20 protein-coding genes are annotated in these 22,122 nt (G+C 72.3%); 9 read left to right on the top strand and 11 right to left on the bottom strand.

All coding sequences use genetic code 11. The features are described from left to right. Positions 1–46: 46 nt before the first annotated feature. Together CLV63_RS29940 and CLV63_RS29935 are read right to left on the bottom strand one after the other, a co-directional pair. On the bottom strand, positions 47–808 hold the full coding sequence (locus CLV63_RS29940; RefSeq protein ID WP_106586602.1) for an isoprenyl transferase: 762 nt from the start codon (positions 806–808) through the stop codon (positions 47–49). Positions 809–955: 147 nt separating this feature from the next. Next, the gene (locus tag CLV63_RS29935) at positions 956–1,489 is read right to left on the bottom strand and encodes an RNA polymerase sigma factor (RefSeq protein WP_106586617.1); all 534 of its coding nucleotides are present in this window, start codon (positions 1,487–1,489) and stop codon (positions 956–958) included. Positions 1,490–1,779: 290 nt separating this feature from the next. On the opposite strand from CLV63_RS29935, the gene CLV63_RS29930 reads away from it, so the two are divergent. Then, the gene (locus CLV63_RS29930; RefSeq protein WP_106586601.1) at positions 1,780–3,162 is read left to right on the top strand and encodes a serine/threonine-protein kinase; all 1,383 of its coding nucleotides are present in this window, start codon (positions 1,780–1,782) and stop codon (positions 3,160–3,162) included. On the opposite strand, the gene CLV63_RS29925 is transcribed toward CLV63_RS29930, so the two are convergent. Together CLV63_RS29925 and CLV63_RS29920 are read right to left on the bottom strand one after the other, a co-directional pair. Beyond that, a complete protein-coding gene (locus tag CLV63_RS29925) occupies positions 3,153–3,779 on the bottom strand; it encodes a hypothetical protein (RefSeq protein ID WP_106586600.1) in 627 nt (208 codons plus the stop codon). The two genes, CLV63_RS29930 and CLV63_RS29925, sit on opposite strands and share 10 nt — an antisense overlap. A 341-nt stretch (positions 3,780–4,120) precedes the next feature. Beyond that, positions 4,121–6,178: a thioredoxin domain-containing protein gene (locus CLV63_RS29920; protein ID WP_106586599.1), complete on the bottom strand. Its 2,058-nt coding sequence runs from the start codon at positions 6,176–6,178 to the stop codon at positions 4,121–4,123. A gap of 204 nt (positions 6,179–6,382) precedes the next feature. Here CLV63_RS29920 and CLV63_RS29915 point away from each other — a divergent pair, with 204 nt between their 5' ends. Continuing rightward, a complete protein-coding gene (locus CLV63_RS29915; protein WP_170134379.1) occupies positions 6,383–8,116 on the top strand; it encodes an HAL/PAL/TAL family ammonia-lyase in 1,734 nt (577 codons plus the stop codon). A 41-nt stretch (positions 8,117–8,157) separates the two neighbouring features. Here the strand turns inward: CLV63_RS29915 and CLV63_RS29910 are convergent, their stop codons facing one another. Together CLV63_RS29910 and mca are read right to left on the bottom strand one after the other, a co-directional pair. Beyond that, positions 8,158–8,385 (bottom strand): hypothetical protein, encoded by a 228-nt coding sequence (locus tag CLV63_RS29910; RefSeq protein WP_211301549.1) that lies wholly within the window; start codon positions 8,383–8,385, stop codon positions 8,158–8,160. Continuing rightward, positions 8,382–9,269, bottom strand: coding sequence for a mycothiol conjugate amidase Mca (gene mca / locus CLV63_RS29905; protein WP_211301548.1), 888 nt, complete (start codon positions 9,267–9,269; stop codon positions 8,382–8,384). The genes CLV63_RS29910 and mca overlap by 4 nt, the downstream gene beginning before the upstream one ends. 174 nt (positions 9,270–9,443) lie before the next feature. On the opposite strand from mca, the gene CLV63_RS29900 reads away from it, so the two are divergent. The 4 genes from CLV63_RS29900 (at position 9,444) to CLV63_RS29885 (ending at position 12,131) form a co-directional block, all read left to right on the top strand. After that, positions 9,444–9,863: a DUF4307 domain-containing protein gene (locus CLV63_RS29900; RefSeq protein WP_106586595.1), complete on the top strand. Its 420-nt coding sequence runs from the start codon at positions 9,444–9,446 to the stop codon at positions 9,861–9,863. A gap of 264 nt (positions 9,864–10,127) precedes the next feature. After that, positions 10,128–10,628: a transcription elongation factor GreA gene (gene greA / locus CLV63_RS29895; protein WP_106586594.1), complete on the top strand. Its 501-nt coding sequence runs from the start codon at positions 10,128–10,130 to the stop codon at positions 10,626–10,628. Positions 10,629–10,828: 200 nt separating this feature from the next. After that, positions 10,829–11,485, top strand: a complete 657-nt coding sequence (locus CLV63_RS29890) for an RDD family protein (RefSeq protein ID WP_211301547.1) — start codon at positions 10,829–10,831, stop codon at positions 11,483–11,485. 58 nt (positions 11,486–11,543) lie between these two features. After that, the gene (locus tag CLV63_RS29885; RefSeq protein WP_106586592.1) at positions 11,544–12,131 is read left to right on the top strand and encodes an RDD family protein; all 588 of its coding nucleotides are present in this window, start codon (positions 11,544–11,546) and stop codon (positions 12,129–12,131) included. On the opposite strand, the gene CLV63_RS29880 is transcribed toward CLV63_RS29885, so the two are convergent. Next, on the bottom strand, positions 12,128–13,492 hold the full coding sequence (locus CLV63_RS29880; RefSeq protein ID WP_211301546.1) for a hypothetical protein: 1,365 nt from the start codon (positions 13,490–13,492) through the stop codon (positions 12,128–12,130). The genes CLV63_RS29885 and CLV63_RS29880 overlap by 4 nt on opposite strands. A 220-nt stretch (positions 13,493–13,712) precedes the next feature. On the opposite strand from CLV63_RS29880, the gene CLV63_RS29875 reads away from it, so the two are divergent. Both CLV63_RS29875 and CLV63_RS29870 read left to right on the top strand, forming a co-directional pair. Continuing rightward, the gene (locus CLV63_RS29875; RefSeq protein WP_106586591.1) at positions 13,713–14,675 is read left to right on the top strand and encodes an ABC transporter substrate-binding protein; all 963 of its coding nucleotides are present in this window, start codon (positions 13,713–13,715) and stop codon (positions 14,673–14,675) included. Between the two features lie 148 nt (positions 14,676–14,823). Continuing rightward, the gene (locus CLV63_RS29870; RefSeq protein WP_106586590.1) at positions 14,824–16,044 is read left to right on the top strand and encodes a GNAT family N-acetyltransferase; all 1,221 of its coding nucleotides are present in this window, start codon (positions 14,824–14,826) and stop codon (positions 16,042–16,044) included. Positions 16,045–16,071: 27 nt separating this feature from the next. Here CLV63_RS29870 and CLV63_RS29865 read toward each other — a convergent pair whose 3' ends face one another. From CLV63_RS29865 to CLV63_RS29855, 3 genes are all read right to left on the bottom strand, one after another. Next, positions 16,072–16,659 carry a TetR/AcrR family transcriptional regulator gene (locus tag CLV63_RS29865; protein ID WP_245929194.1) on the bottom strand — a complete coding sequence of 196 codons (588 nt, stop codon included), beginning with the start codon at positions 16,657–16,659 and terminating at the stop codon, positions 16,072–16,074. Beyond that, a complete protein-coding gene (locus CLV63_RS29860; RefSeq protein WP_106586588.1) occupies positions 16,637–18,229 on the bottom strand; it encodes an MFS transporter in 1,593 nt (530 codons plus the stop codon). The genes CLV63_RS29865 and CLV63_RS29860 overlap by 23 nt, the downstream gene beginning before the upstream one ends. 529 nt (positions 18,230–18,758) lie before the next feature. Beyond that, complete coding sequence (locus CLV63_RS29855) at positions 18,759–19,976, bottom strand: FIST signal transduction protein (protein ID WP_106586587.1); 1,218 nt, start codon at positions 19,974–19,976, stop codon at positions 18,759–18,761. Positions 19,977–20,184: 208 nt separating this feature from the next. Between CLV63_RS29855 and CLV63_RS29850 the strand changes: the two genes are divergently transcribed. Further along, a complete protein-coding gene (locus CLV63_RS29850; protein ID WP_106586586.1) occupies positions 20,185–21,609 on the top strand; it encodes a sigma 54-interacting transcriptional regulator in 1,425 nt (474 codons plus the stop codon). On the opposite strand, the gene CLV63_RS33345 is transcribed toward CLV63_RS29850, so the two are convergent. Next, positions 21,597–22,112, bottom strand: coding sequence for a hypothetical protein (locus CLV63_RS33345; RefSeq protein ID WP_146165706.1), 516 nt, complete (start codon positions 22,110–22,112; stop codon positions 21,597–21,599). The two genes, CLV63_RS29850 and CLV63_RS33345, sit on opposite strands and share 13 nt — an antisense overlap. Between the last annotated feature and the right edge of the window lie 10 nt (positions 22,113–22,122).

The raw sequence follows: 22,122 nt of genomic DNA, 5'->3' as shown, positions 1-22,122 counted from the left end.
AACCGCGAGAACAGCGGGTAAACCGGGCGTGTCGCGGCGGGGGCGGCTAGCGGCCCAAGCGGCGGTTGCGGGCCCCGTAGGAGCGCAGTGCGCGCAGGAACTCCACCTTGCGGAACGCCGGCCAGAACACGTCGCAGAAGTAGAACTCCGAGTGGGCGCTCTGCCAGAGCAGGAAGCCGGAGAGCCGCTGCTCGCCCGAGGTGCGGATGAGCAGGTCGGGGTCTGGCTGGCCGCGGGTGTAGAGGTGCTGGGCGATGTGGTCGAGGTCGAGGCGCTCGGCGAGCTCCTCGATGGTGGTGCCCTTGGCGGACTCCTCGTGGAGCAGCGACCGGACGGCGTCGGCGATCTCGCGCCGCCCCCCGTACCCGACCGCCACGTTGACGATCAGCCCGGGGTTGTCGGAGGTGCTGCTGCCCGCCTCCTTCATGGCGCGGGCCGTGGCGTCGGGCAGCAGGTCGAGCGCTCCCATGGGGTTGACGCGCCAGCCCTCGTCCTTGAGGCGCCGAACGGCGCCCTCGATGATGGCGAGCAGGGGGTCGAGCTCCTCGCGGGGGCGCGACAGGTTCTCGGTCGACAGCAGCCACAGTGTGACGACCTGCACACCGACCTCGTTGCACCAGCCGAGGAGCTCGAAGATCTTCTCGGCGCCGGCCTGGTGCCCGTGCTTGACGTTGGCGAAGCCGGACGTCCGCGCCCAGCGGCGGTTGCCGTCGAGGATGACCCCGACGTGTTTGGGGATGTCGTAGCTGCCGAGTTCCCGTTCGACCCGACGCTCGTACAACCAATAAAGGGGGTCGCGCAGACCCATGAGACGCTCCCTTTCACCGCAGGTGGGAAGAGGTTCGTGGCCCCGCGCACCGTCGCCTGCCGCGCGGTCGTGCGGCGGCGGCGATCCTGGTGGGGGGCAGGAACACCCTGCCACAATAGGTGGCCGACGTCTCCGCCTTCACAGCCGTCAGCTCACCGTGAGTGACTTCCGGACGTGCTTGCGGCCCTCGTGGATGCGCGACTTGACCGTCCCGAGCGCGAGTTCGAGCTCTTCGGCGATCTCGTTGTAGTCCATCTGGCAGAGGTCGCGCAGCACGAGCGGCGCGACGAGGTTGGGGCGCTCCTGCTCCAGCCGGTCGAGCGCCTCCAGCAGGTCGATCCGCGAGCCGGCGATGACGCTGGTGGTACGCGGGTCGCGCTGGTGCGGTATACGGTCGGCCTCGGTGGGCATCTCGGCTGATCGGCGCTTCATCGAGCGGTAGGTCTGCCGGGCGGAGTTGGAGACCACCGTGTAGAGCCAGGTGGTGAACAGCGAGTTGCCTTTGAAGCTGCCGATGTTGCGCGCGACCCGCAGCAGGGCGTCCTGGCACGCCTCCTCGGCGTCCTGGCGGTACGGCAGGAACCGGGCGCACCGGCGCAGGACGTCGGGCTGGATCCTGCGCAGCAGGCCGTCGAGGGCCGCCTGGTCGCCTTCGCGGGCGCGCCGCGCGAGTTCCTCCAGGCTCTCCTCGCCGCTGCCGTCCGGCGAACGCGGTCCGGCGGGCCCGCCGGCCTCGGCATCACTGTTCCGCACGTCTGCCCAACCTCCTACTGACGGTTCGTGGTCCTGCCGTTACACGCGCGACCCCTCCCTGGAGGTTCACATCGATCCCGACGATATGAGATCCGCGACCGCCCGTACGCCTCTATGTACCCGCCCCGGGCCCTCCCGTTACACCCCGCTTACCCTCTTTCGCCCAGGATGGGGGCAAGGTGACGTTTGAGCCGCCGGGGATCGGCAAACCCCAAGCTGTGGGACAGCCGGAGAGGTTCGGACGCTACCGAGTCCTGCGACGACTGGGTTCGGGGTCGTTCGCGACCGTGTGGCTCGCCCACGACGACCTGCTCGACACCCCGGTCGCGGTGAAAGTGCTGGCGGAGAACTGGGCGCACCAGCTCGACGTGCACCACCGCTTCATGGAGGAGGCGCGCATCCTGCGCCAGGCCGACTCCGCGTGGCTGGTCAGGGTGCACGACATCGGCACGTTGGCGGACGACCGCCCCTACTTCGTCATGACCTACGCCGACCAGGGCAGCGTCGCCGACCAGGTGGCCCGGGGGCCCCTTCCGCTCGACCACGCGCTGCGGCTGCTGACCGAAATCGGCCAAGGCGTCACGGTCCTGCACCGGCACGGGACGATCCACCGCGACATCAAGCCGTCGAACGTCCTGCTGCTGTCCAGCCCGGTGGGACAGCGGGTGCTGGTCGCCGACCTCGGCTTCGCCAAGAGCATCGACGAGGCGTCCGGGTTCACGGCCGCAGCGGGGACACCGGGTTACATGTCGCCGGAGCAGAGCGTCCTCGGCGGCGACATCGACGTGCGCGCCGACGTGTACTCGCTGGGCGCGGTCGCCTACGAACTGCTCACCGGGCGCCACCCGCCGGCGCCGCCGGTGTCCGCCCCGCCCAGCAGGAAGCGCCCCGGGCTGCCGCCGGCGCTGGACGAGCTCGTCATGTCGGCGCTCTCGCCGGACCGTTCGCTGCGCCCCGCCGACGCGCAGGCGTTCACCGACCGCATCCGCGCCATCCGCATGGCGCCCGACCTGCCGAGCGGAGTCCCGTGGTGGCTGCGGCACCGCGCCGCGGTCCTGCGCGCGGCCTCGGTCCTGCTGGTGCTGTTCACGGTGCTCGCCGGATCCACGGGGGCGAGCGCGGCCCCGGGTGTGGGCTTCAAGCACCTGCGCGACGCCAGTGGGCGCATCAGGCTGGCCGTGCCGGGACCGTGGGCGGGCCAAGTGCAGACGGCGGGCTGGTCGCCGCGCGAACTCGGCATCGCCAGCGGGGACGAGCCCGGCCTGCTCGCGGCCACCGATGTGGCCGAATGGCGAACGCCGGGCGCCGCGGTGTCGGGGGTGTTCGCGGGGCTGCTCCCCGCGGAGGCGGCACGCGGCGGGCTCGACTCCGTCATCGACTCCGCGCCGTGCTCCGGCGAGCCGACCCGGCGCGCGGTCCGCGACCCGAGGTGGAGCGGTGAGATCTGGCAGTGGGGCGCCTGCGCCGACTCCGGGTCGTTCGCCGCGGCGGCCATCCGCGCCAAGCGCACCGGGACGGTGCTCTACCTGGAGGTACGCCAGCCCGAGGACCGCCGAGACCTGGTCGACCAGATCGTCGCGGGCACGACGGTTCAGTTGTAGCGGGACAGGTCGACCGAGCGGACCACGAGGTCGTAGTCGTCAACGGGGGTCGACAGCTCCAGCCGGGGGACGTCGAACTCCAGGTCGGATTCCGGGATGAACCACACCAGGGTGCGGAACCCGTCGCCCCCGCGGCAGGCCACCGTCCATTCCGCCCAATCGACCTGCTCACCGCTCACCAGCGTGAACTCGCCGCGCCCGGTGACCTCGGACGACGTCACCTTGGGGCGCGTTCCGCCGGAGTCGGCCCGGCACGCGGCGTAGGGGCGCCGGTAGGCGTCGGGGTCGTCGAGGTCGCTGCCGTCGCGGTCGATGAGCCCGTCGAGGACGGGGTCGGGCCGGATCCGCAGCGCGTTCGGCGCGCACCCCTCGCCGGCGGGCCGGGCGGAGCCGCGCGGCGCGACGCAGTTGTCGGCGGCCTCGGCCCGCCAGCCGCGCGGGAGCACCATGTTGATGCCGTTGTAGTTGTGCATGGACCCGCCGTCGGGGATGCGGACGCCGCCTTCGGCGGACGCCGCGGGCTGGGCGTAGCCGGGCACCGGCTCGGTGGGCGCGATCGAGCACGCCGTCAGGGCGGCGCAGAGCAGCACCAGCGCGCCGCCCGCGAAACGCCGCATGGCCGCCACCTCCGTACCCGTCCCTGTCCCCCGGCTTCGATCCCGGCCCCGTCCCCGATCCCGCCTGATCCCGCCCCGTCCCCGATGCACGGCCCGGCGGGACCCGGTACTCCGCAGTTGTTCCCCGAATCCGGCACGGTGCCCATCGGCGGTGCGCCCGGCACGGGCCGCCGCACCGCGATCGCAGAGCCCGCCGGGCCCCGGAGCGGCGCCGCGACGCGGCCACGGCCGGACCGTCCCGCCACCCGCACGGAGCCCAGAGGCTACCGCCCGGCCGCCAGGAAGGCGCTCCCCGACCGCCGGGGCCGGCAGTACCAGGGCCGGCGGAGCCGCACGGCGCGTTACCCCGTTGCCGCGGCCGCGATCTCCGCGCGCAGCGCCTCGGGGGTGGTCACCGGCAGCCGGCAGGTGAAGCCGAGGCAGACGTAGGCGGTCGGCGCGCCGCCGCGCATCGGCCGATCGCGCAGCAGCCCGATCCCGTTGTCGTCGGCCCCGTCGCCCCAGGTGATCACCGTTCCGGGGGGCGCGGCCGCCAGCGCGGCGCGGTGCAGGGCGACGGCATCGGGGTCGTCGGCGGGGCCGACGACGGCGATCTCCACCGGTCCCGCGAGCAGCGCCTCGGCGACCGCCATCCCCCAGCCGGCGAACCGGGGCGCCTTGCGGGCGAGCGCCGCTGCCGGGGCGAGCGCCGCCTCGGCCGCGCCGCGGTAGCGGTCGAGTCCGGTGAGCGCGGCATAGCCGAGCAGCGCTCCGGCCGCCGCCGAGGCGCCCGAGGGCGCGGCGTTGTCCGTGGGGTCCTGCGGCCGGTTGAACAGCCGCTCGCCGTCGTCCGGCGTGTCGTAGAACCCGCCCTCGCCGTCGCCGAAGCGGTCCAGCACGGTGTCGAGCAGAGTGCCCGCGACGCCGACCCACTCGGCCTCGCCCGTGACGGCGTGCAGTGCCAGCAGGCCCTCGGCGACGTCGCCGTAGTCCTCCAGCACGCCCGCGCTGGGCCCCGCCGTCCCGTCCCGCGAGGTCCGCAGCAGGCGGCCGCCGCGCAGGTGCACGCCGACCAGCAGCCGGGCGGCGCCGCGCGCCGCATCGACCAGGTCGGGGCGGTCGAACGCGGCACCGGCCTCGGCGAGGGCCGCGATCGCGAGCCCGTTCCACGCCGCCACCACCTTGTCGTCGCGTTCCGGGCGGACCCGCTCCGCCCGCGCGGCGAGCAGGGCGGCCCGCACCCGGCGGTGGCGCTCAGTGCCACCGGCGTCACCGGCGTCACCCGTGTCACCCGTGTCACCCGTGTCACCCGTGTCACCCGTGTCACCGGGGTCGGCGGGCAGCCGCAGGACGGAGGCGCCCTGCTCGAACGTTCCCGCTTCGGTGACACCGAACAGGTCGGCGGCCCACGCGCCGTCGTCGGCGCCGAGGACCTCGGTGAGCTGGTCGGGGGTCCACACGTAGTAGCGGCCCTCCTCGCCCTCGCTGTCGGCGTCGAGCGCGGAGGCGAACCCCCCTTCGCCGGTGCGCAGGTCGGCGCAGAGCCAGTCGGCGGTGTCGACGGCGACCCGCCCGGCCGCCTCGTCGCCCGTCGCGCGCCACAGCCAGGTGTAGGCGCGCAGCAGCAGCGCGTTGTCGTAGAGCATCTTCTCGAAGTGCGGGACGACCCACCCGGCGTCGACCGAGTAGCGGGCGAACCCGCCCGCGAGCTGGTCGTAGATCCCGCCGCGCGCCATGGCGTCGGCGGTGTCCCGCGCCATGCGCAGCGCCTCGGCCGAGCCGGTGCGCGCGTGCCGGCGCAGCAGGAATCCCAGCAGCATGGACGGCGGGAACTTGGGGGCGCCGCCGAAGCCGCCGTTGGCGCCGTCGTAGTCGCGGCCGAGCAGGGCGACGGCCGCGTCCAGGTCGGCGTCCGCCGGCGCCGGCCCGGATCCGAGGCCGCGGGGCCCGCTCAGCGCCTCCACCACGCGCTCGCCCTGCTCCAGCAGTTCCGCGCGCTGCCCCGACCACGCCTGCGAGACGCCGTTCAGCAGCCGCTGGAAGTGCTCCCGCGGGAAGTAGGTACCGCAGTAGAACGGGGCGCCGTCCGGCGTGCAGAACACCGTCATCGGCCAGCCGCCCTGGCCCGTCATGGCCTGGGTCGCCTCCATGTACACGGCGTCGACGTCGGGCCGCTCCTCCCTGTCGACCTTCACGGCGACGAATCCGGCGTTCACCAGTTCCGCCGTCGGCCCGTCCTCGAACGACTCGTGCGCCATAACGTGGCACCAGTGGCAGGCGGCGTAGCCGACCGACAGGAGGACGGGGACGTCGCGCCGCCGCGCCTCGGCGAACGCCTCCTCGCCCCACGGCCGCCAATCCACCGGATTGCCGGCGTGCTGCAACAGGTACGGGCTGGTGGAATCGGCGAGGCGGTTCATGCCCCCACTCTGCCCGAGCGGCCGGGCGGCATGCTCTCGGGGCGCGGGAACCGGGGTCCCGCGTGCGGGCAGGCGGGTTCCCAGGCGGCGAGAACGGCCTTTTGCCGGCGGCACCGCCGTACCTACGCTGCAATGAAACGGGGCGAACCGAGACCAGAGGGGCGTAGGGGATCCGCCTCGGCGAGCAGTGAGGAGCCTTCGTCGATGCCTGGAGTGCCTGCGGGAAACGGCACGGACCACGCCCGTTGGGCGGCAGTCGCGCGGGACGTCCGCGCCGATTCCGCGCAGCCCCCCGCGGACGGCCCGGCGCCCGAGGACGCCCGCGCCTTCGACGCCGCCCGCGTCGGCACGACCCTCGCACCGCTCAGCGTCCGGCGGATCCTGGTCCTCGACGAGGGGCCGATCAACCTGGACGACGTCATCTCCGTCGCGCGGGACCGCGTCCCCGTCGAGGTGAGCCCCGAGGTGCTGGGGCGGGTCGCCGCTGCGCACGAGGTGGTGCTCGACACGATGCGCGCCGGCATCCCGTCCTACGGCCTCAACACCGGGCTCGGCCCGGCGCGCGACCAGCGCATCCCCGCTGACCTCCTGGAGGCGTTCCAGGAGCAGATCATCTCCTCGCACGCCGCGGGCATCGGCGAGGCGATGGGGGTCGAGGAGGTCCGCGCCATCATGTTCGCCCGCCTCGCCGGGATGTCGAGGGGCGGCGCCGGCACGTCGCCGTCGCTGTTCGAGGCGCTGCGGCAGTTCCTGAACAAGGGGGTGCACCCGGTGGTGCCGCGGCTCGGTTCGGTGGGTTCGGCCGACCTCGCGCAGATGGCGTCCATCGGTACGGCGCTGCTCGGCAAGGGCCGCGTCATCGACGACGACGGCAGCACCCGCCCGGCGGCGGACGCCCTCGCGGAGGCCGGCCTGCGGCCCGTGCAGATGCAGCCCAAGGACTCCCTGGCGCTCATCGGCGCCAACGCCGCCTCCGTCGGCACCGGCACCCTGAACCTGCGCCGGCTGCGGCGGCTGCTGGGCACCGCCGACCATGTGGCTGCGCTCACGGTCGAGGCGCTGACGGCGCACACGTCGGTCTTCGCCGACGTGCTCATGCTGGCCCGCCCCCTGCTCGGCCAGGCGGCGAGCGCCGCCCGCATCCGCGCGGCGCTGCACGGCAGCGCGCTGGTCGACGCGCCGATGCCGAACAGTGTGCAGGACCCGCTGTCGCTGCGCACCGTCCCCCAGGTGCACGGGGCACTGGCCGACCTGCTCCAGCACTGCGCCGGGCTGCTCACCATCGAGATCAACTCCCGTGCCGAGAACCCGCTCGTGGACGTGGAGCAGCGGCAGGTCATCTCCAACGGCAACTTCAGCGTGCTCGGGATCGCCCTGGCGTTCGAGGCGCTGCGGCTGGCGGTGGCCCACATGGGCATGCTGGCCGAGCGGCGCATCGCCCTGCTGGTGCGCAACACGCGGTCGACCACCTCGGTGGCCGAGCAGGTGCGGCAGGGCCGGTGGCGCACCGGCTACCTGGTGCCGGTGCTGCTCCAGAACACGGCGGCGGCGCTGGTGAGCGAACTGAAGCAGATGGCGTCGCCGATCACCATCATGGGCACGCCGGTCGCCGACGGGGTCGAGGACCACAACAGCCTCGCGTTCTCCGCCATCCAGCTCACCGGCCGCGCGGCCGACCACGTGGAGACCTTGCAGGCCATCGAGGTGCTGCTGGCGAGCGACACCCTCGACGGCCGCGGCGAGCAGCCCCTCCTCGGCGAAGGCACCGGGCGGATGTACCGCAAGGTCAAGGACGTCCTCGCGCAGCTCGCACCGGGCATGGCGACCGACGTGGTCATCGACCGCCTGCGCACCGACCTGCTGGCCGAGACCGCGCCGCCCAGCACCAGGATCTCGGAGACCCCCGGCGGGCGGCGCGGCCGGGCCGCGGCGGGCTAGCCCGGACTGGGCCGCACTGGGCCGGTCCGGGCAGGGCCGGGCTACTCCTCGGAGCGGTCGGCGGCGGCGGCCGGCCGCGGGGTGTCGCTTCCTTCGTCGAGACCTTCGTCGAAGTCGATGCTGGCCATGCGCCGGCGCATGCTCTTCATCAGGAAGTAGAGCGCCGTGGCGATCAGCGCGATGGTGATGAAGCCGAGCACCCCGGGGGTGACGCTCTCCTTCAGGGGGGCGTCGTCGGCCGCGAGGGCGACGATCAGCGCGGTGTTCATGCCTGCCATGCTCTCACCGACTCGCGGACGCCCGCGAAGAGGTCGGTCTCCGGGAGTTCGGTGTCGACCAGCGACCGCGCGAGGTGGTAGTCCTCGGTGGGCCAGGCGTCGCGCTGGATGTCCATGGGCACCGCGAACCAGAAGCCGTTGGGGTCGATCTGGGTGGCGTGCGCGATGAGCGCGCGGTCGCGGGTCTCGAAGTGCTCGTCGCAGCGGACCCGCGTGGTGATCTCCCACTGCGGGAAGTCGCGGTCCTTCATCCGCTCGATCCAGTCGGCGAACGGGTTGGTCATGCCGCGCTCCGCCATGACCTCGGCGATGCGCTCGAACCGCTCCCGCGTGAAGGACACGTGGTAGTAGAGCTTGAGCGGCTGCCAGGGGTCGCCGGAGCCGGGGTAGCGCTCGGGGTCGCCCGCGGCGTCGAACGCCTCGACCGACACCTTGTGGGTCATGATGTGGTCGGGGTGCGGGTACCCGCCCTGCTCGTCGTAGGTGAGGATGACGTGCGGGCGGAAGGTGCGCACCGAGCGCACCAGCGGCTCGGCGGCGACCTCGAGGGGCTGGACCGCGAAGCAGCCCTCGGGCAGCGGCGGCAGCGGGTCGCCCTCGGGCAGGCCGGAGTCGACGAACCCGGAGAACTCCTGGTGCACGCCGAGGATCTGGCGGGCCTCCGCCATCTCCTTCCGGCGGACCTCCGCGATGTTCTCGCGGATCTCCGGGCGGTCCATCGCCGGGTTCAGGATGGAACCGGCCTCGCCGCCGGTCAGTGTGACGACCAGCACCTCGGCGCCTTCGTCGACGTAGCGGACCATGGTGGCCGCGCCCTTGCTCGACTCGTCATCTGGGTGTGCATGGACGGCCATTAGCCGCAAGCGCTCGGACAACTGAGTGATCCCCTTGGATGTCTAGTGGCGACGGCTCGGTTTCGACCGCCGCTGGGCCGACCCGTCGCGGCGCGCCGGCGCCGCGGTCGCGCGGGCCAGTGCGGGGGTGGAACGGGGACTTCCCAGGGCGGAGCTATCTTAGAGAACACAGACCCCACGTTCGGAGATTCCCGTATGCCGTCCAACACTACTGAGTCCGCTCCAGCGGCCGGTGACCCGGCTCCGGCGACGCGGCGGCGCCACGGCAACAAGCCGGTGATCTTCATCGTGGGCGTCGTGGTCGCCGCGGTGTTCACCGTCGGGTGGGGGCTCGCTCTGAGCAGCTACAACGGGTCGTTGAACCAGACCTCGTACCAGACCCTGTCCTGGACGATCGATTCCGGCTCCCAGGCGACCGTCCGCTTCCAGGTCAACGGGGGCGCCCCCTCGCAGTGCCTGATCACCGCCACCGACGGCAGGCACGTCGAAGTGGGGCAGAGCACGGTCGACGTCGAAGCCGGCCTGCGCAACGCCACGGCGAAAGTCGAGACGGTTCGCCGCGCCTCGGCGGTACAAGTGACCTCATGCAGGGAACAAGAGTCGGAAAGCGATTGACGACCAGTCCCCACCGGTCGGCGGCCCACTGCGCACCAGCGCCACTGACCGCCGCCGCATGATCCCGCACCCTGCCCGCGGCACCGGGCCCACCGGAGCGGCGACCCTCCTCCCCTCGGCATCCGTGCACTGCTGAAACGCAGGCCGGGCCGGGGATCGAGGGTTTTCCGAGTCCGATCCGCGCCGGCCGCTCGATGCTAATCTTCTAAGTTCATCTGCGCGCGTTCGACTGCGCAGTTCTCAAGACGCACCAAGGGAGTTCCCGTGACCGAGACCCGCGATGACAACGTCACCTGGCTCACCCAGGAGGCGTACGACCGGCTCAGTTCGGAGCTGGAGCACCTGTCGGGGGCCGGGCGTATCGAGATCGCCGACAAGATCGAGGCCGCGAGGGACGAAGGCGACCTGAAGGAGAACGGCGGCTACCACGCGGCCAAGGAGGAGCAGGGCAAGATCGAGGCCCGCATCGTCCAGTTGCAGAGCATCCTGAACAATGCGCGTGTGGGCGAGGCCCCGCGCAGTGCAGGCGTCGTCGGTCCGGGCATGACCGTCACCATCCAGTTCGAGGGCGACGACGAAGAGGTCACCTTCCTGCTCGCCTCCCGCGAGGAGAGCGGCGCCCCGATCGACGTCTACTCGCCGAAGTCGCCGCTCGGCAACGCGATCAACGGCAAGAAGGTCGGCGAGACCGCGTCCTACAACCTGCCGAACGGCCGCAGCATCTCGGTCGAGATCCTCGACGCCGTCCCGTACGGCGCAGGCTGACCGACCGCCACGACCACCCCGACCGCACAGCGGTCGACGGCCCGCGCGACACCGCCGCTCTGCGGCACCGCGCGGGCCTTCTGTCGTGCGCACCGCGCCCCGCCGGAACGGGGTTTTCCGCGCTCTTTTAGACAAACACCCTCGCGAAACGTCACAATCACCTGATCACTCCGTTAATCGACCGCGCCACGAGGATGACTGTGTACGACCCCAACATGCCGAACCAGCCCTACCAGCAGGGTCCCTACCCGCCGCACGGGGGCTACGGACAACCGCAGGGACCGCCCCAGGGCGGCTACGGCCAGCCGCAGGGCCCACCGCAGTACGGCGGATACGGGCAGCCGCAGGGCGGCTACCCGCAGCAGCAGCCCGGCTACGGGTACGGCCCGCAGTACGCGAGTTGGGGCGCCCGGCTCGGCGCCTACCTCCTCGACGGCCTGATCGTGACCCTCATGGTGTTCGCCATCGTCGTGGTGGGCGTCCTCGCATCGGGTGCGATCGTCGCGGCGTCCGCCTCCAGCACCGGCGAGCCGAGCGACGGCTCCGTCGTCGCCGGCGTGGTCATCACCATCACGTTCTACGTCGGCGCGTTCATCGCCAGCCTCTTCTACTACATCTCGCCGGTGGCGAAGACCGGCGCCACTCCCGGCAAGAAGATGGTCGGGATCAAGATCGTGAAGCTCGACACCGGGCAGCCGCCGTCCAAGGGCGCGGCGTTCGGCCGGATCCTGACCGTTGTCGGGATGGGCTTCGTTCCCTTCGGCGGGCTGCTCGACGGCCTCTGGCCGCTCTGGGACGAACCGCACAAGCAGGCGATCCACGACAAGGCCGTGGGAACCATCGTCATCGACGCCTGAGCGGGGGCGCGGCGCCCGTCATTCTCCGAATCTCCGCACTTTTCGTCATAATGCGAGAGTGACTCCTCCTCCATGGCCCCCGGCGGGCCCGCCGCCGCACTATTCGCAACAGGGCGGCTGGTACGGGCCGCCGGGGTCCGGGGTGCCGCAGGGCGCGCCGCAGCCCGCACGGCCGCGCTACGCGGGCTTCGGGATCCGCCTGGGTGCGCGCGCCATCGACACCGTCGTGATCACGATCCTCGCGTTCGCGTTCTTCTTCGGCGTCCTGGTGTTCCTGCTGCTGACCGTCCCCGGCGCCAGCGAAGACGACCACGACTTCTCCGACCAGTTCTACGACGCCTGGGCCTACCTCTTCCTGTTCGGATGGGGCGGGCTGATCTTCCTCTACGACTGGCTGTGCCACGCCGGCTGGGGCCGCACCATCGGCAAGGTCATCGTGGGCATCCGGGTGGTGAAGGTCGACGGCTCCACCCGCCTCAGCCAGGGGACCGCGCTGGTCCGGGCCGCGCTGTTCGGCCTGCCGCAGAGCCTGCTGTGCGTCGGCACGGTGTTCACCGTGATCGACTGCGCCTGGCCCCTGTCGGACGCGCGGCAGCAGAGCCTCCACGACAAGGCCGCGAAGACCGTCGTGGTGCACACCCGCTAAGGCACCGGTCGTGCCGACGGCGTCGGCGAGCCCGACGGTGTGGGGACGGCGGTCGGCGACGCAGTCGGTGCGGGTGGTGCAGTCGGTGCGGGCGCGGCCGAGGGTTCCGCGCCGCAGTCGGGCGCACCCTCCCCGCCCTCGGCGTTGACCGCGGGCACGAAGTCGTGCGCGCCGATCCGGTACCACCGGTCGCCGGTCCCCCCGGGCCCGGTGACCGCGTCCCCGGTCACCGCGCACCGCACGTCCACGGACGCCGTGTGCGCGGCGAGGCCCCGCTCCGCCGCCCCGCTCGACGGCTCCGCCCGCAACGGGACGGTGCCGCGGACCTTCGCGGCCTTGATGCGCGCCTGGTGCGCGTAGCCGCCGGTCCACAGGTAGTCGACCCGGACCCAGGCGTTGGTGGCCAGCTTCAGCGCGTCGTCGAAGGTGCCGTCGGCGAGGTCGATCCCCGCGGGGTTGGCGATCCGCCGGCCGAACCCGTCGCGCCCCTTGTTGTGGCCGTCCTGGTGGCCGGCCTGCGCCTGGGGTGTGCCGCGGGCGAGGTCGGTCCACATCTGGCGGTCCTCGTTCCAGTAGTCGTCCTTGATGTTCCACGGGCCGACGTCCCACACCGGGGCGTAGGCGCACCGCCCGGGGGTCTTCCCGGAGCCCTCGGCGCACACCCGCACCGTGTAGTCGCCCGTGCCCTTGGTGGCCAGGCCGCGCCGCGAGGGCAGCGCCACGAAGTGGTCGGCGGGCCGGATGGTGTCGCCGTTGGCGGTGCGGTCGCCCACCAGGCCGATCCGGGTCGCGAAGACCCGTGCGGAGAACGGCGTGCCCGGTCGCGCGCGGCGGTCCGTCCCTGCCGCCAGCGGGCGGAGGCGGACGCCGGAGAGCCGCGCTCCCGGGTCGGCGGCGAGGACGGCCCGCACCTGCACCCGCCGGACCGGCGCGGGCAGGACGACCCGGGACTCCGCCCCGCTCTGCTGCCACGCGTGCCACTCGGTCCAGACCCCGTCGTGGCGCAGCCCGCGCGCCTCGACGGCGCGCACCGCGGGATCGGCGGTCCCCTCGGCGGCGACCGCGACGGTGTCGGTGGCCCGGTCGATCCGGTGGGCGGCGAAGGTCGCGAGGCCCGGTGCGCCGCCGCCGCCGGCGGCGCGGGCGGACCCGGCCGCCCCGGATCCGTCCGGCGGCACGGCGCCGATCCCGTCGTGGTGCAGCGCGGCGCCGGACAGCTCGGCCCGGCCGAGGTCCATGCCGGTCCAGGCGCCGGGCGGCGGTGCGGGGCCGGCGGCGCGCGCCGCAGCGGGGGTGGACCCGGTCAGGGCCGCTGCCGCCAGCACGGCGGCGGCGCAGCGGATCATCCGGGCACTGCTCATCGTTCCCCCGCACATCGACGTCCCTCACTCCAAGTAGTGGGGCACGCGCGTGTCGCGACAAAGCCGACACGCCGGACATGGGGCGCATCGCAGTGGCCGGAACCCATAGGCTAGGCTCCCCTCAATTAGGACAGCCTGCCCTAACTGGTTGCTGCGGATCCCTGCCGGTCACGGCCTCCGCCGCCCGCGGGCCGCCGCCCCCCGAACAGCTGGAGAACGCATGCGATCGCGCACGATCACCGCCGGCCTCGCCGCCGCACTGCTCGCACTCGCTGGATGCGGCGGCGCCCCGTCCACGGCCGAGGACGCCCCGACCCGCGAGGTCGACAGCGACCACAAGGACGCCCCCGTCAAGGTCCCGAAGGACCCCAAGCGCGTCGTCACCCTCGGCTGGGCCACCGGCCCCCTGCTGGAGATCGAGGGGTCGCCCATCGTCGGCGCGGCCGACTCCGAGACGCGCGACTACACACCCGAGAACCGCAAGCGCTTCGAGAAGCTGCCCAAGGTCGGCGAGCGCACGGAGATCAGCGTCGAGCAGGTCGCCGAACTGAAGCCGGACCTCATCCTGTCCGGCATCCCCGCCGCCGCCCAGATGGACTACGGCCAACTGGAGGAGATCGCCCCCGTCGTCGTGTCGGCCCCCACCGCGCCCGCCGACTGGAAGAAGACCACCGAGCGCGTCTGGGACGCCGCCGGGGTCACCGAGGACGGCGAGCAGCTCGTCACGGCGTACGACAAGCGGGCCGAGGAGGTCGGCGAGGCCGTCGCCGACTCCCCCGCCGCCGACTGGACCTTCGCCGCGGCCAGCGAGGGCAAGGAGGCCCGGCTCCGGAAGGGCGACTGGATGCTGGAGTTCCAGGACTCCTGGTCCACCACCGTGCTCGGCGACGCCGGGCTGGAGTTCCTCCCGCGCGAGCAGGGGCCCGAGGTCGACTTCCAGACCGGGCTGTCCTTCGAGGAGCTGGACCGGCTGGACGAGGTCGACGCCGTGATCATGCCGGCCGGCCCCGACGGCAAGGCCACCCCCGGCAGCCGAAAGCTCATGGACCAGGGCCCCTGGAAGGAGACCGAACCCGCTCAGGCCGACCGCGTGTACCCGCTGGTCTGGTCCCAGGCCGCCAGCTACCGCACCGGCATCCTGCTGTTCGACGAGTTCGACGAGCAGGTCCTCGGCAAGCTGTAGCCGCCGCCCCCGTCCCGGCGCGCCGGGACGGGCCGAACAGGGCCGGAACGGGCCCGGATCCGGCCGGCGGCGCGGCGGCGCGGCGGCACCGCAGCGCCGCCCGGAAAACCCGGTGCGCACCCGACCGGCGCGGACTACTGTCCGAACCATGGACCACCGTTCCGCCTTCGAGGTCCGCGAGGTCCCGGAGTCCCAGATCGACCGCGCGCTCGACCTCGCCTACCTCGCCTTCCACGAGAAGCCGCCGGACGACAGGCGCAAGCAGCACCACGAGCAGCTGCGCGAGAGCGGGCGCATCGGCGCCTACGACGGCGACTCCCTCGTCGGGTTCGCCGAGGCGCTCCCCTTCGACCTCTCCGTTCCGGGCGGCGAGCTGCCCTGCATGGGGCTGAGCTTCGTCGCGGTCGCCCCCACCCACCGCCGCCGCGGCGTGCTGTCCGGGATGATCGCGGACCTCCACCGCCGCTGCGCCGCCGAGGGGCGGCCGATCGCCGCCCTCTGGGCGTCCGAGGACATCATCTACGGCCGGTTCGGCTTCGGGGCCGCGACCGACGGTGTCAACGTCGAGATCGACTCCCGTACGCCGCTCCGGCTGCGCATCGACGCCGACGACCGGCCGCTCCGCCTTGTCGACCCGGCCGACGTCCCGGCGCTCATCGGCCCGTACTACGAGGCCACCCGCACCGCGCGGGCCGGCCGCTTCGAACGCACCGAGACGCGGTGGCGCAACGAGTGGCTGGCCGCGACGGACGAGGACGACGGCGGCCTCGGCCCGCCCCGCGTGGTGGCGCTCGGCGACCCGATCGCCGGGTACGCGGTCTACCGCACCAAGGGCGGCGACCCCCACGGGCTGGTCCGCCTCGACGAACTGGAGGCCGACACCCCGGCGGCGGCCGCCGCACTGTGGCGCTACCTAGCCTCGATCGACCTGACCGCAACGGTGCGCGCGTGGGGGCGGCCGTCCGACGACCCGCTGCTGCTCTTCGCCGCCGACCGCGACCAGGTGCGCGTGGTCGGCGGGGCGCCGCTCCTGCGGGTGCGGCTGGTCGACGTGCGGGCCGCGATGGAGGGCCGTTCCTGGGCGGCAGCCGCCGACCTGGTCCTCGACGTCCGCGACGGCCTCCGCCCCGAGAACGCGGGGCGGCACCGCCTCACGGCGACCCCCGAGGGCTGCACCTACCGTCCCGCCGACGGACCGGCCGACCTCACCGTCGACGTCCGCGACCTCGCGTCGTGCCACATGGGCTGCGTGACGGCCGGCGCCCTGGTCCGCGCCGGTCTCATAGGGGAGCACACCCCCGGTGCGGCGGCGGCACTCGACGCGGCGCTGCGCACCGACCTGCGTCCCCACACTGTGGAGACGTTCTAAGGCTCCGCGGCGACGGTGCCGCCCCGGCTACGGCCGGTGGGAGGCCCCCAGCAGCGCCTTGGTGAGGACGGCCCTGATGTGCCGGGGGTCGGCCTCGCGGTCGTCGAGGAGGATGGCCGTGCACAGGCCGTCGGACAGGGCGACGAACGCCTCGATCGTGTCGGGGTCGCCGGACTGGGTCCGGGCGAGCTCCGCGACATTGTCGCGCCAGCGGCGGACCGCGGGGCGCAGAGCGGGGCGCCGCGCCGCGAGGGTCGACAACTCCCGTTCGGCGAGCGCCCGCTCCCGGCCCGGTCCGGCGGATTCGGCGATGAGGTGCGCCAACCCGGCGATCTTGTCGCCGTCGGCGTCGATGACCTGCCGGATGCGCTGGGTGTAGGCGTCCGTGACGCTGGTCAGGGCCGCGATCAGCAGTTCGTCCAACGTCGCGAAATAGTAGAGGGTCAGGCTGGTGGTGATGCCGGCCTCTTTGGCGACGGTCCGGTGGGTGACCCCGGTGGCGCCGTCGCGGCGGACGATGGTGAGCGTCGCATCGATGATCTGGGCCCTGCGGCGCTGCCCGCGCAGCTTCCGGCCGTCGACCGCGCCCTGTTCACCCGGCATTGCCCGTCCCATGAGCCGAGGCTACCGGTACGGCCTCAGGGGCGGGCTCGCCGAGCGGCCGGATGTGCCGCAGGACGGTGACGCAGGCCAGCGCCGCCGCCGCGACCCCGAGCCCCGCGACGACGGCGCTGATGTTGAGCCCGGTGGTGAACGCGGCCCGCGCGTGGTCGATCGCGCCGTCCGGCAACCGGTCCATGACCGACACCGCGCCGCCGAGGGTGTCGCCGTACGCCTCCGCCGCGGCGGGTGAGAGCCCGGGCGGGACATAGAGCGCGGCCCGGTAGACCGCCGTGGTGAGGCTGCCCAGGACGGCCACACCCGCCGCGATGCCGAGCTCTTGGACGGTCTCCGACAACGCGGCGGCCGACCCGGCCTTCTCCGGCGGCGCCGCGGCGACGACGATGTCGGTGCCGAGCGCGGCGATGACGCCGAGCCCGAGGTAGACGAACGCGAACCCGGCGACCACGCTCACCTTGCCGTCCAAGCTGTCCAAGCCGTCCACGCCGCCCGCGCCGCCCGTCCCGGCCAAGGCCAGCAGGGCGTAGCCGAGGAGCGAGACCGCCAAGGTCGCCGCCATGACGACGCCGGGGGACACGCGGCGCGCCAGCAGCGGCGCACCGAGGGACCCGATGAGCATCGCCCCCGCCGGCGGGCCCATCCACAGGCCGGCCGCCATCGGCGTAAGGCCCTCCACGAGTTGCAGATACTGGGTGACCAGGTACATCACCCCGCCGAAGCCGACCAGTCCGATCAGCAGGACGCCCAGCGCGGCGGAGAACGCCCGGCCGGCGAACAGGTTCATGTCCAGCAGCGGCTCGGCCAACCGCAACTGGCGGCGCACGAAGGCGACCGCCGCGCCACCGCCGACGATGGTGGCGACCAGCGCCGGGACGTCGGCGCCGTGGCCCGCCACCTGCTTGACCGCGTACACGAGCGGCAGCATCGCCACCAGGGAAAGGCCGATGCTCGGCAGGTCGATCCGGCCGACACTGAGGTCCCGGTACTCCGGCAGCAGCACCGGCGCGCCCGCCAGCACCAGCACGGCGACGGGAACGGCGATCAGGAAGACCGCGCCCCACCAGAACCCGGCGACCAGCGCACCGCCGACGACGGGGCCGGCGGCCATCCCCATGGCGAACATCATGGCCCACACGCCGATCGCCAGCGCCCGCTGGCGGGCGTCGGTGAACAGGGTGCTGATCAGGGACAGCGTCGACGGCATCAGCGTCGCCCCGGCCACACCGAGCAGCGCACGCGCCACGATCAGCAGGAAGGCGCTGGGGGCGAACGCCGCGAACACCGACACCACCCCGAACGCCGCCGCGCCGACCATCAGGAGCCGCCGCCGCCCGATCCTGTCGCCCAGCGTGCCCATCGTGATCAGGAACCCGGCGATGAAGAAGCCGTAGGCGTCCATGATCCACAGGGTCTCCGCCGCCGTCGGATCGAGGTCGGCGGCCACGTTCGGGACGACGAGATAGAGCGCCGTCACGTCGAGTCCGAGCAGCATCGTCGGCAGCGCCAGCAGCGCGAGACCACTCCACTCCCGCCACCCGGCACGCCCAGTCGTCCCCGTTCGCATCGCGACCCCCTCACTAGTTGAACCAACGTACTAGTAGTACCATGGTTCAAATAATGGGCGAGAGCGAGCCGCACGCGGTACCGACGAGTGCGCAGAGCCACACCGGGGCTGCGCCGGTGGGCGGGTGCCGAGAACATCCGGCACCCGACCGGTCAGGCCCAAAGGCGCGTCTCTCTGCGGGCGGTGGGGCTATCCGCAATGCCGTTGATCCAAATGGGCGATGGAGTGCTCGTGGGCCCGGCTGAAGACGGAGGCCGCCGCCGCGGGCCTCCGGTGCGCGACACTCCGCGAACCGGGCGCAGCAGGAGGCCGAGCACGACGCCGATGGCCCCCGCCAGGCCCGCACCGAGGCTGCCGTCGCGATTGCGAAGCATCCGCGACGGCAGCCCACCCGCTGCGCCTGAGGTCTTCAAAGGCGTGCCGCACACCCCCTTTGCCCGAGGGCACCAGGGGTGCGCCGCGCCCCCTCGCCCGAGGTCATCAGGGGCGTGAGGAAACCCTCGCACCCGTTAAGTCAACGGCATTGGGGCTATCCGGGGGTGTCCGCCACTCCCGACCCGGCGTCCGGGCTGGCGGACGCCGCCGGTGCGTCGCCGAAGGCGAGCACGCAGGCCGTGAACGCGTGCACGTGGTTGCGGCCGGCGACCGGGCCGATCTCGCCCGCGCCGAAGAACCCGCTCACCGGGCCGATCCCCAGCACCTCCCGCACGCAGCGGACGTCGTGGTCGGCCGAGGCGAACATGGCGCTGCCGCGTCCGTTGCAGGAGAAGAGCAGGGCCGCGGTGACACGCTCCCCGCTGTCCTCTGCGAAGGCGCCGAGCCGGTCGAGCAGGTCGGCATCCGCACTGGCCTGGTCGCGGACCTGGAACCGGACGGTCTGCCCGACCTCCACGGCCTCGCTGAAGGCGAGAGTGCCCGCCTCGGCGTCGGCGCCCGCAACGGCGCGGATGAGGAAGTCGCCGCGGTCGTGCCGATCGGCGTACTCGTCCATCGCCACGCCGATGTGCAGCCCATTGGCGGCGAGGTCCTGCTCCTCGGGCGGCAGGGCGTTGAGGATGTCCTCGAGCTTGCCGTAGGCGGAGGTCCCGGCGAGCTCCAGCACACTGCTCCCGTCGACCTTGGTGACCACCATCGACGGCCCGATGGGGCGGCAGCCCTGGCTGATGACGGTCCCGACGACCGACTCGCCGCCCAGGAGCAGCCCCACAGCCCCGCTGTCGACGGCCTTCCCCTGGGAGAACAGGCGGACGGACTCCCTGCCGTGGGGGCCGTCGGCCAGCCCGCCGACGATGGGCAGTCCGCCCAGCACATCGGTCGAGCGGCGCATGAACGACTGCGCCGGGAACTCGTACGGGTCGGCGAGCAGCAGAGCCACTGTGTCGTCCGGTGCGGGCTCGTCCATGCCGACCACGGTGACGTGGTCGCCTTCGGGGATGGCGTCCAACCGGAACGGGGTCAGCGAGGCGCCGGGCAGCGACGCCGCCCACACGCTCACGGCCCCCTGTTCCTCGACTCCGCGGCCGCCGCCGATGACACCGGTCGAGCTGCACCCCAGGGTGGCCGCGTCCCCGGCGAGCGCCATGACGCGCTCGCCTGCGAGGACGACCTCCTCGGGGTCGTTGCCCGACACGAAGAAGCACACGAGGTCGGCACGGCCGTCGAGCGGTTCGAGGGCACTGAGCACCGCGCGCTCCGCTGCGCTCACCAAGTCGACGCCCGTTGCCAGCGCGTCACCGAACCGTGCCACTCGCCACTCCTCCTCGCGTACTCCGTGATCCCGGTGTTCCAGGATCCCGCTCTTGGCAGTCCATCTTCCCAGCCCCGTCGCGTCGAACCGGTGGACGCGCCGCGGTATTTCCGTTCTCTCCAGGGATTCTTCCGCCGGGATTGCGTTTCGGGACGGCGTGTTCCGCTCCGCCCGCGCCCGCACCGGCCCGCTGCATAGACTCTGCCGCATGTCCGTTGCCCCCCTCACACCCGGATCCGCGCGGCCGACGACGCTGCGCGCGCTGCGCGACACCGGGCACCAGCACCGCGCCGTACGCACCGAGATCAGGGAGAACCTGCTGCACCGGCTGCGGACGGGCGAGGAGCGCTTCCCCGGTGTGGTCGGCTTCGACGCCACCGTCCTGCCGCACCTCGAACGCGCGCTGATCGCGGGGCACGACGTCGTCCTCCTCGGCGAGCGGGGGCAGGGCAAGACCCGGCTCATCCGCACCCTGACCGGGCTGCTGGACGAGTGGACGCCGATCGTGGGCGGCTGCCCGATCAACGACCACCCCTATGCACCGGTGTGCCCCCGCTGCCGGCGCATCGCCGCCGAGCAGGGCGACGCGCTGGCCGTCGAGTGGCTGCACCGCGATGCCCGCTACGGCGAGAAGCTCGCCACCCCCGACACCGGGGTGGGCGACCTGATCGGCGACGTCGACCCGGTGAAACTGGCCGAGGGCCGCACCCTCGACGACCCCGAGACCGTGCACTACGGGCTCGTCCCGCGGTCGAACCGCGGCGTGTTCGGCCTGAACGAACTGCCCGACCTCGCGGCCCGCGTCCAGGTCGCGCTCTTCAACGTGCTCCAGGAACGGGACCTCCAGGTACGCGGGCACACCCTGCGGCTGCCGCTCGACCTGCTGGTCGTCGCCAGCGCCAACCCGGAGGACTACACCAACCGGGGGCGCATCATCACCCCGCTCAAGGACCGCTTCGGCGCGGAGATCCGCACCCACTACCCGCAGGACATCGCGGCCGAGAGCGCGCTGATCCGCCAGGAGGCCGCCCTCGACGGCGCCGCCGAGGTGCCCGACCACGTGGTGCGGATCGTCGCGGGCTTCACCCGGCTGGTGCGCGCCTCCCCGTCGGTGGACGACAGGTCGGGCGTGTCGGCGCGCTTCGCGATCGCCGCCGTGGAGACGGCCGCGGCGTCGGCGTCCCGCCGGGCCGCGGTGACCGGCGAGCGGCACCCGGTCGCCCGCGTCTGCGACCTGCAATCCGTCGCGGAGACCCTGCGCGGCAAGATCGAGTTCGAGGCCGGCGAAGAGGGCCGCGAGACCGACGTCCTGCGCCACCTGCTGCGGCGCGCCACCAGCGAGACCTACCGCGAACTCCTCGGCGGCGCCGACCTCGGCGCCCTCACCGAACTCTTCGCCACCGGCGCCACAGTCGAAACCGGCGACCTCGTCCCCGCCGCCGACATCCTCGACCGCATCGGCCCCTTCACGGGCCTGGCCGACCTCCTCAAACGCACGGGCGCCGAAGACACCCCCGAAGAATCCACCAGGGGCCACGCAGCCGCCGCCGTAGAACTAGCCCTAGAGGGCCTCTACCTGGACCGCCACCTCACCAAAGAGGAAACCAATAGCAATTCCATCTACAGGACGTAATCTGAACCAACAGAATACCCAGGTAGATCCAGGATACTAATAAGCGCCACCGCTTCTATCGAAAACTTCTCCAAGTCCTTGAAATCGGATGGAAATCCATCACGATACAAGAAGAACTTTACGGTTGTTCCATGAATGCGATAATCATCGTCAACCCCGACAGCAATCAGCGCTTGGATCAAATCCGATTTATCCAGAGCACGAGAATGCTCAAGGACTCTTGCTGAAAACGTCAACGCCCTCGACAGCATTTCAACCAAATAATCTTCTCTTGTTTTCTTAATACCTTCATCTTCGACTTTGAAATCATTTACATTGAGCTCAATGTCCATCAAGTCTTCCGAACTGTAATTCACCCCTTCCTCAAGGCTAAAATAGTCACCAGTAAGCACCATCCCCCTGTCATCCCACTTCAACCCTTCAGCAGCAAAGCCCTGCAATTCTTCTTCTATGCTTGCATCCCACAAATGCCGCCCACCAGACAGTTCAATGATGCGCTTCATTCTTGCATTT

The sequence above is a fragment of the Murinocardiopsis flavida genome (genome assembly GCF_003014485.1).
Classification (GTDB): Bacteria; Actinomycetota; Actinomycetes; order Streptosporangiales; family Streptosporangiaceae; genus Murinocardiopsis; species Murinocardiopsis flavida.
This window is presented reverse-complemented; position numbering and strand designations above follow the sequence as displayed.

Bases quoted from the DNA above. Each gene is read 5' to 3' on its own strand.
- CLV63_RS29940 (WP_106586602.1), bottom strand. From the start codon at position 808: ATGGGTCTGCGCGACCCCCTTTATTGGTTGTACGAGCGTCGGGTCGAA.
- CLV63_RS29870 (WP_106586590.1), top strand. From the start codon at position 14,824: ATGGACCACCGTTCCGCCTTCGAGGTCCGCGAGGTCCCGGAGTCCCAG.
- CLV63_RS29920 (WP_106586599.1), bottom strand. From the start codon at position 6,178: ATGAACCGCCTCGCCGATTCCACCAGCCCGTACCTGTTGCAGCACGCC.
- CLV63_RS29925 (WP_106586600.1), bottom strand. From the start codon at position 3,779: ATGCGGCGTTTCGCGGGCGGCGCGCTGGTGCTGCTCTGCGCCGCCCTG.
- CLV63_RS29850 (WP_106586586.1), top strand. From the start codon at position 20,185: ATGTCCGTTGCCCCCCTCACACCCGGATCCGCGCGGCCGACGACGCTG.
- CLV63_RS29875 (WP_106586591.1), top strand. From the start codon at position 13,713: ATGCGATCGCGCACGATCACCGCCGGCCTCGCCGCCGCACTGCTCGCA.
- CLV63_RS29900 (WP_106586595.1), top strand. From the start codon at position 9,444: ATGCCGTCCAACACTACTGAGTCCGCTCCAGCGGCCGGTGACCCGGCT.
- CLV63_RS33345 (WP_146165706.1), bottom strand. From the start codon at position 22,112: ATGAAGCGCATCATTGAACTGTCTGGTGGGCGGCATTTGTGGGATGCA.
- CLV63_RS29880 (WP_211301546.1), bottom strand. From the start codon at position 13,492: ATGAGCAGTGCCCGGATGATCCGCTGCGCCGCCGCCGTGCTGGCGGCA.
- CLV63_RS29910 (WP_211301549.1), bottom strand. From the start codon at position 8,385: ATGAACACCGCGCTGATCGTCGCCCTCGCGGCCGACGACGCCCCCCTG.
- CLV63_RS29865 (WP_245929194.1), bottom strand. From the start codon at position 16,659: ATGGGACGGGCAATGCCGGGTGAACAGGGCGCGGTCGACGGCCGGAAG.
- CLV63_RS29915 (WP_170134379.1), top strand. From the start codon at position 6,383: ATGCCTGGAGTGCCTGCGGGAAACGGCACGGACCACGCCCGTTGGGCG.
- CLV63_RS29860 (WP_106586588.1), bottom strand. From the start codon at position 18,229: ATGCGAACGGGGACGACTGGGCGTGCCGGGTGGCGGGAGTGGAGTGGT.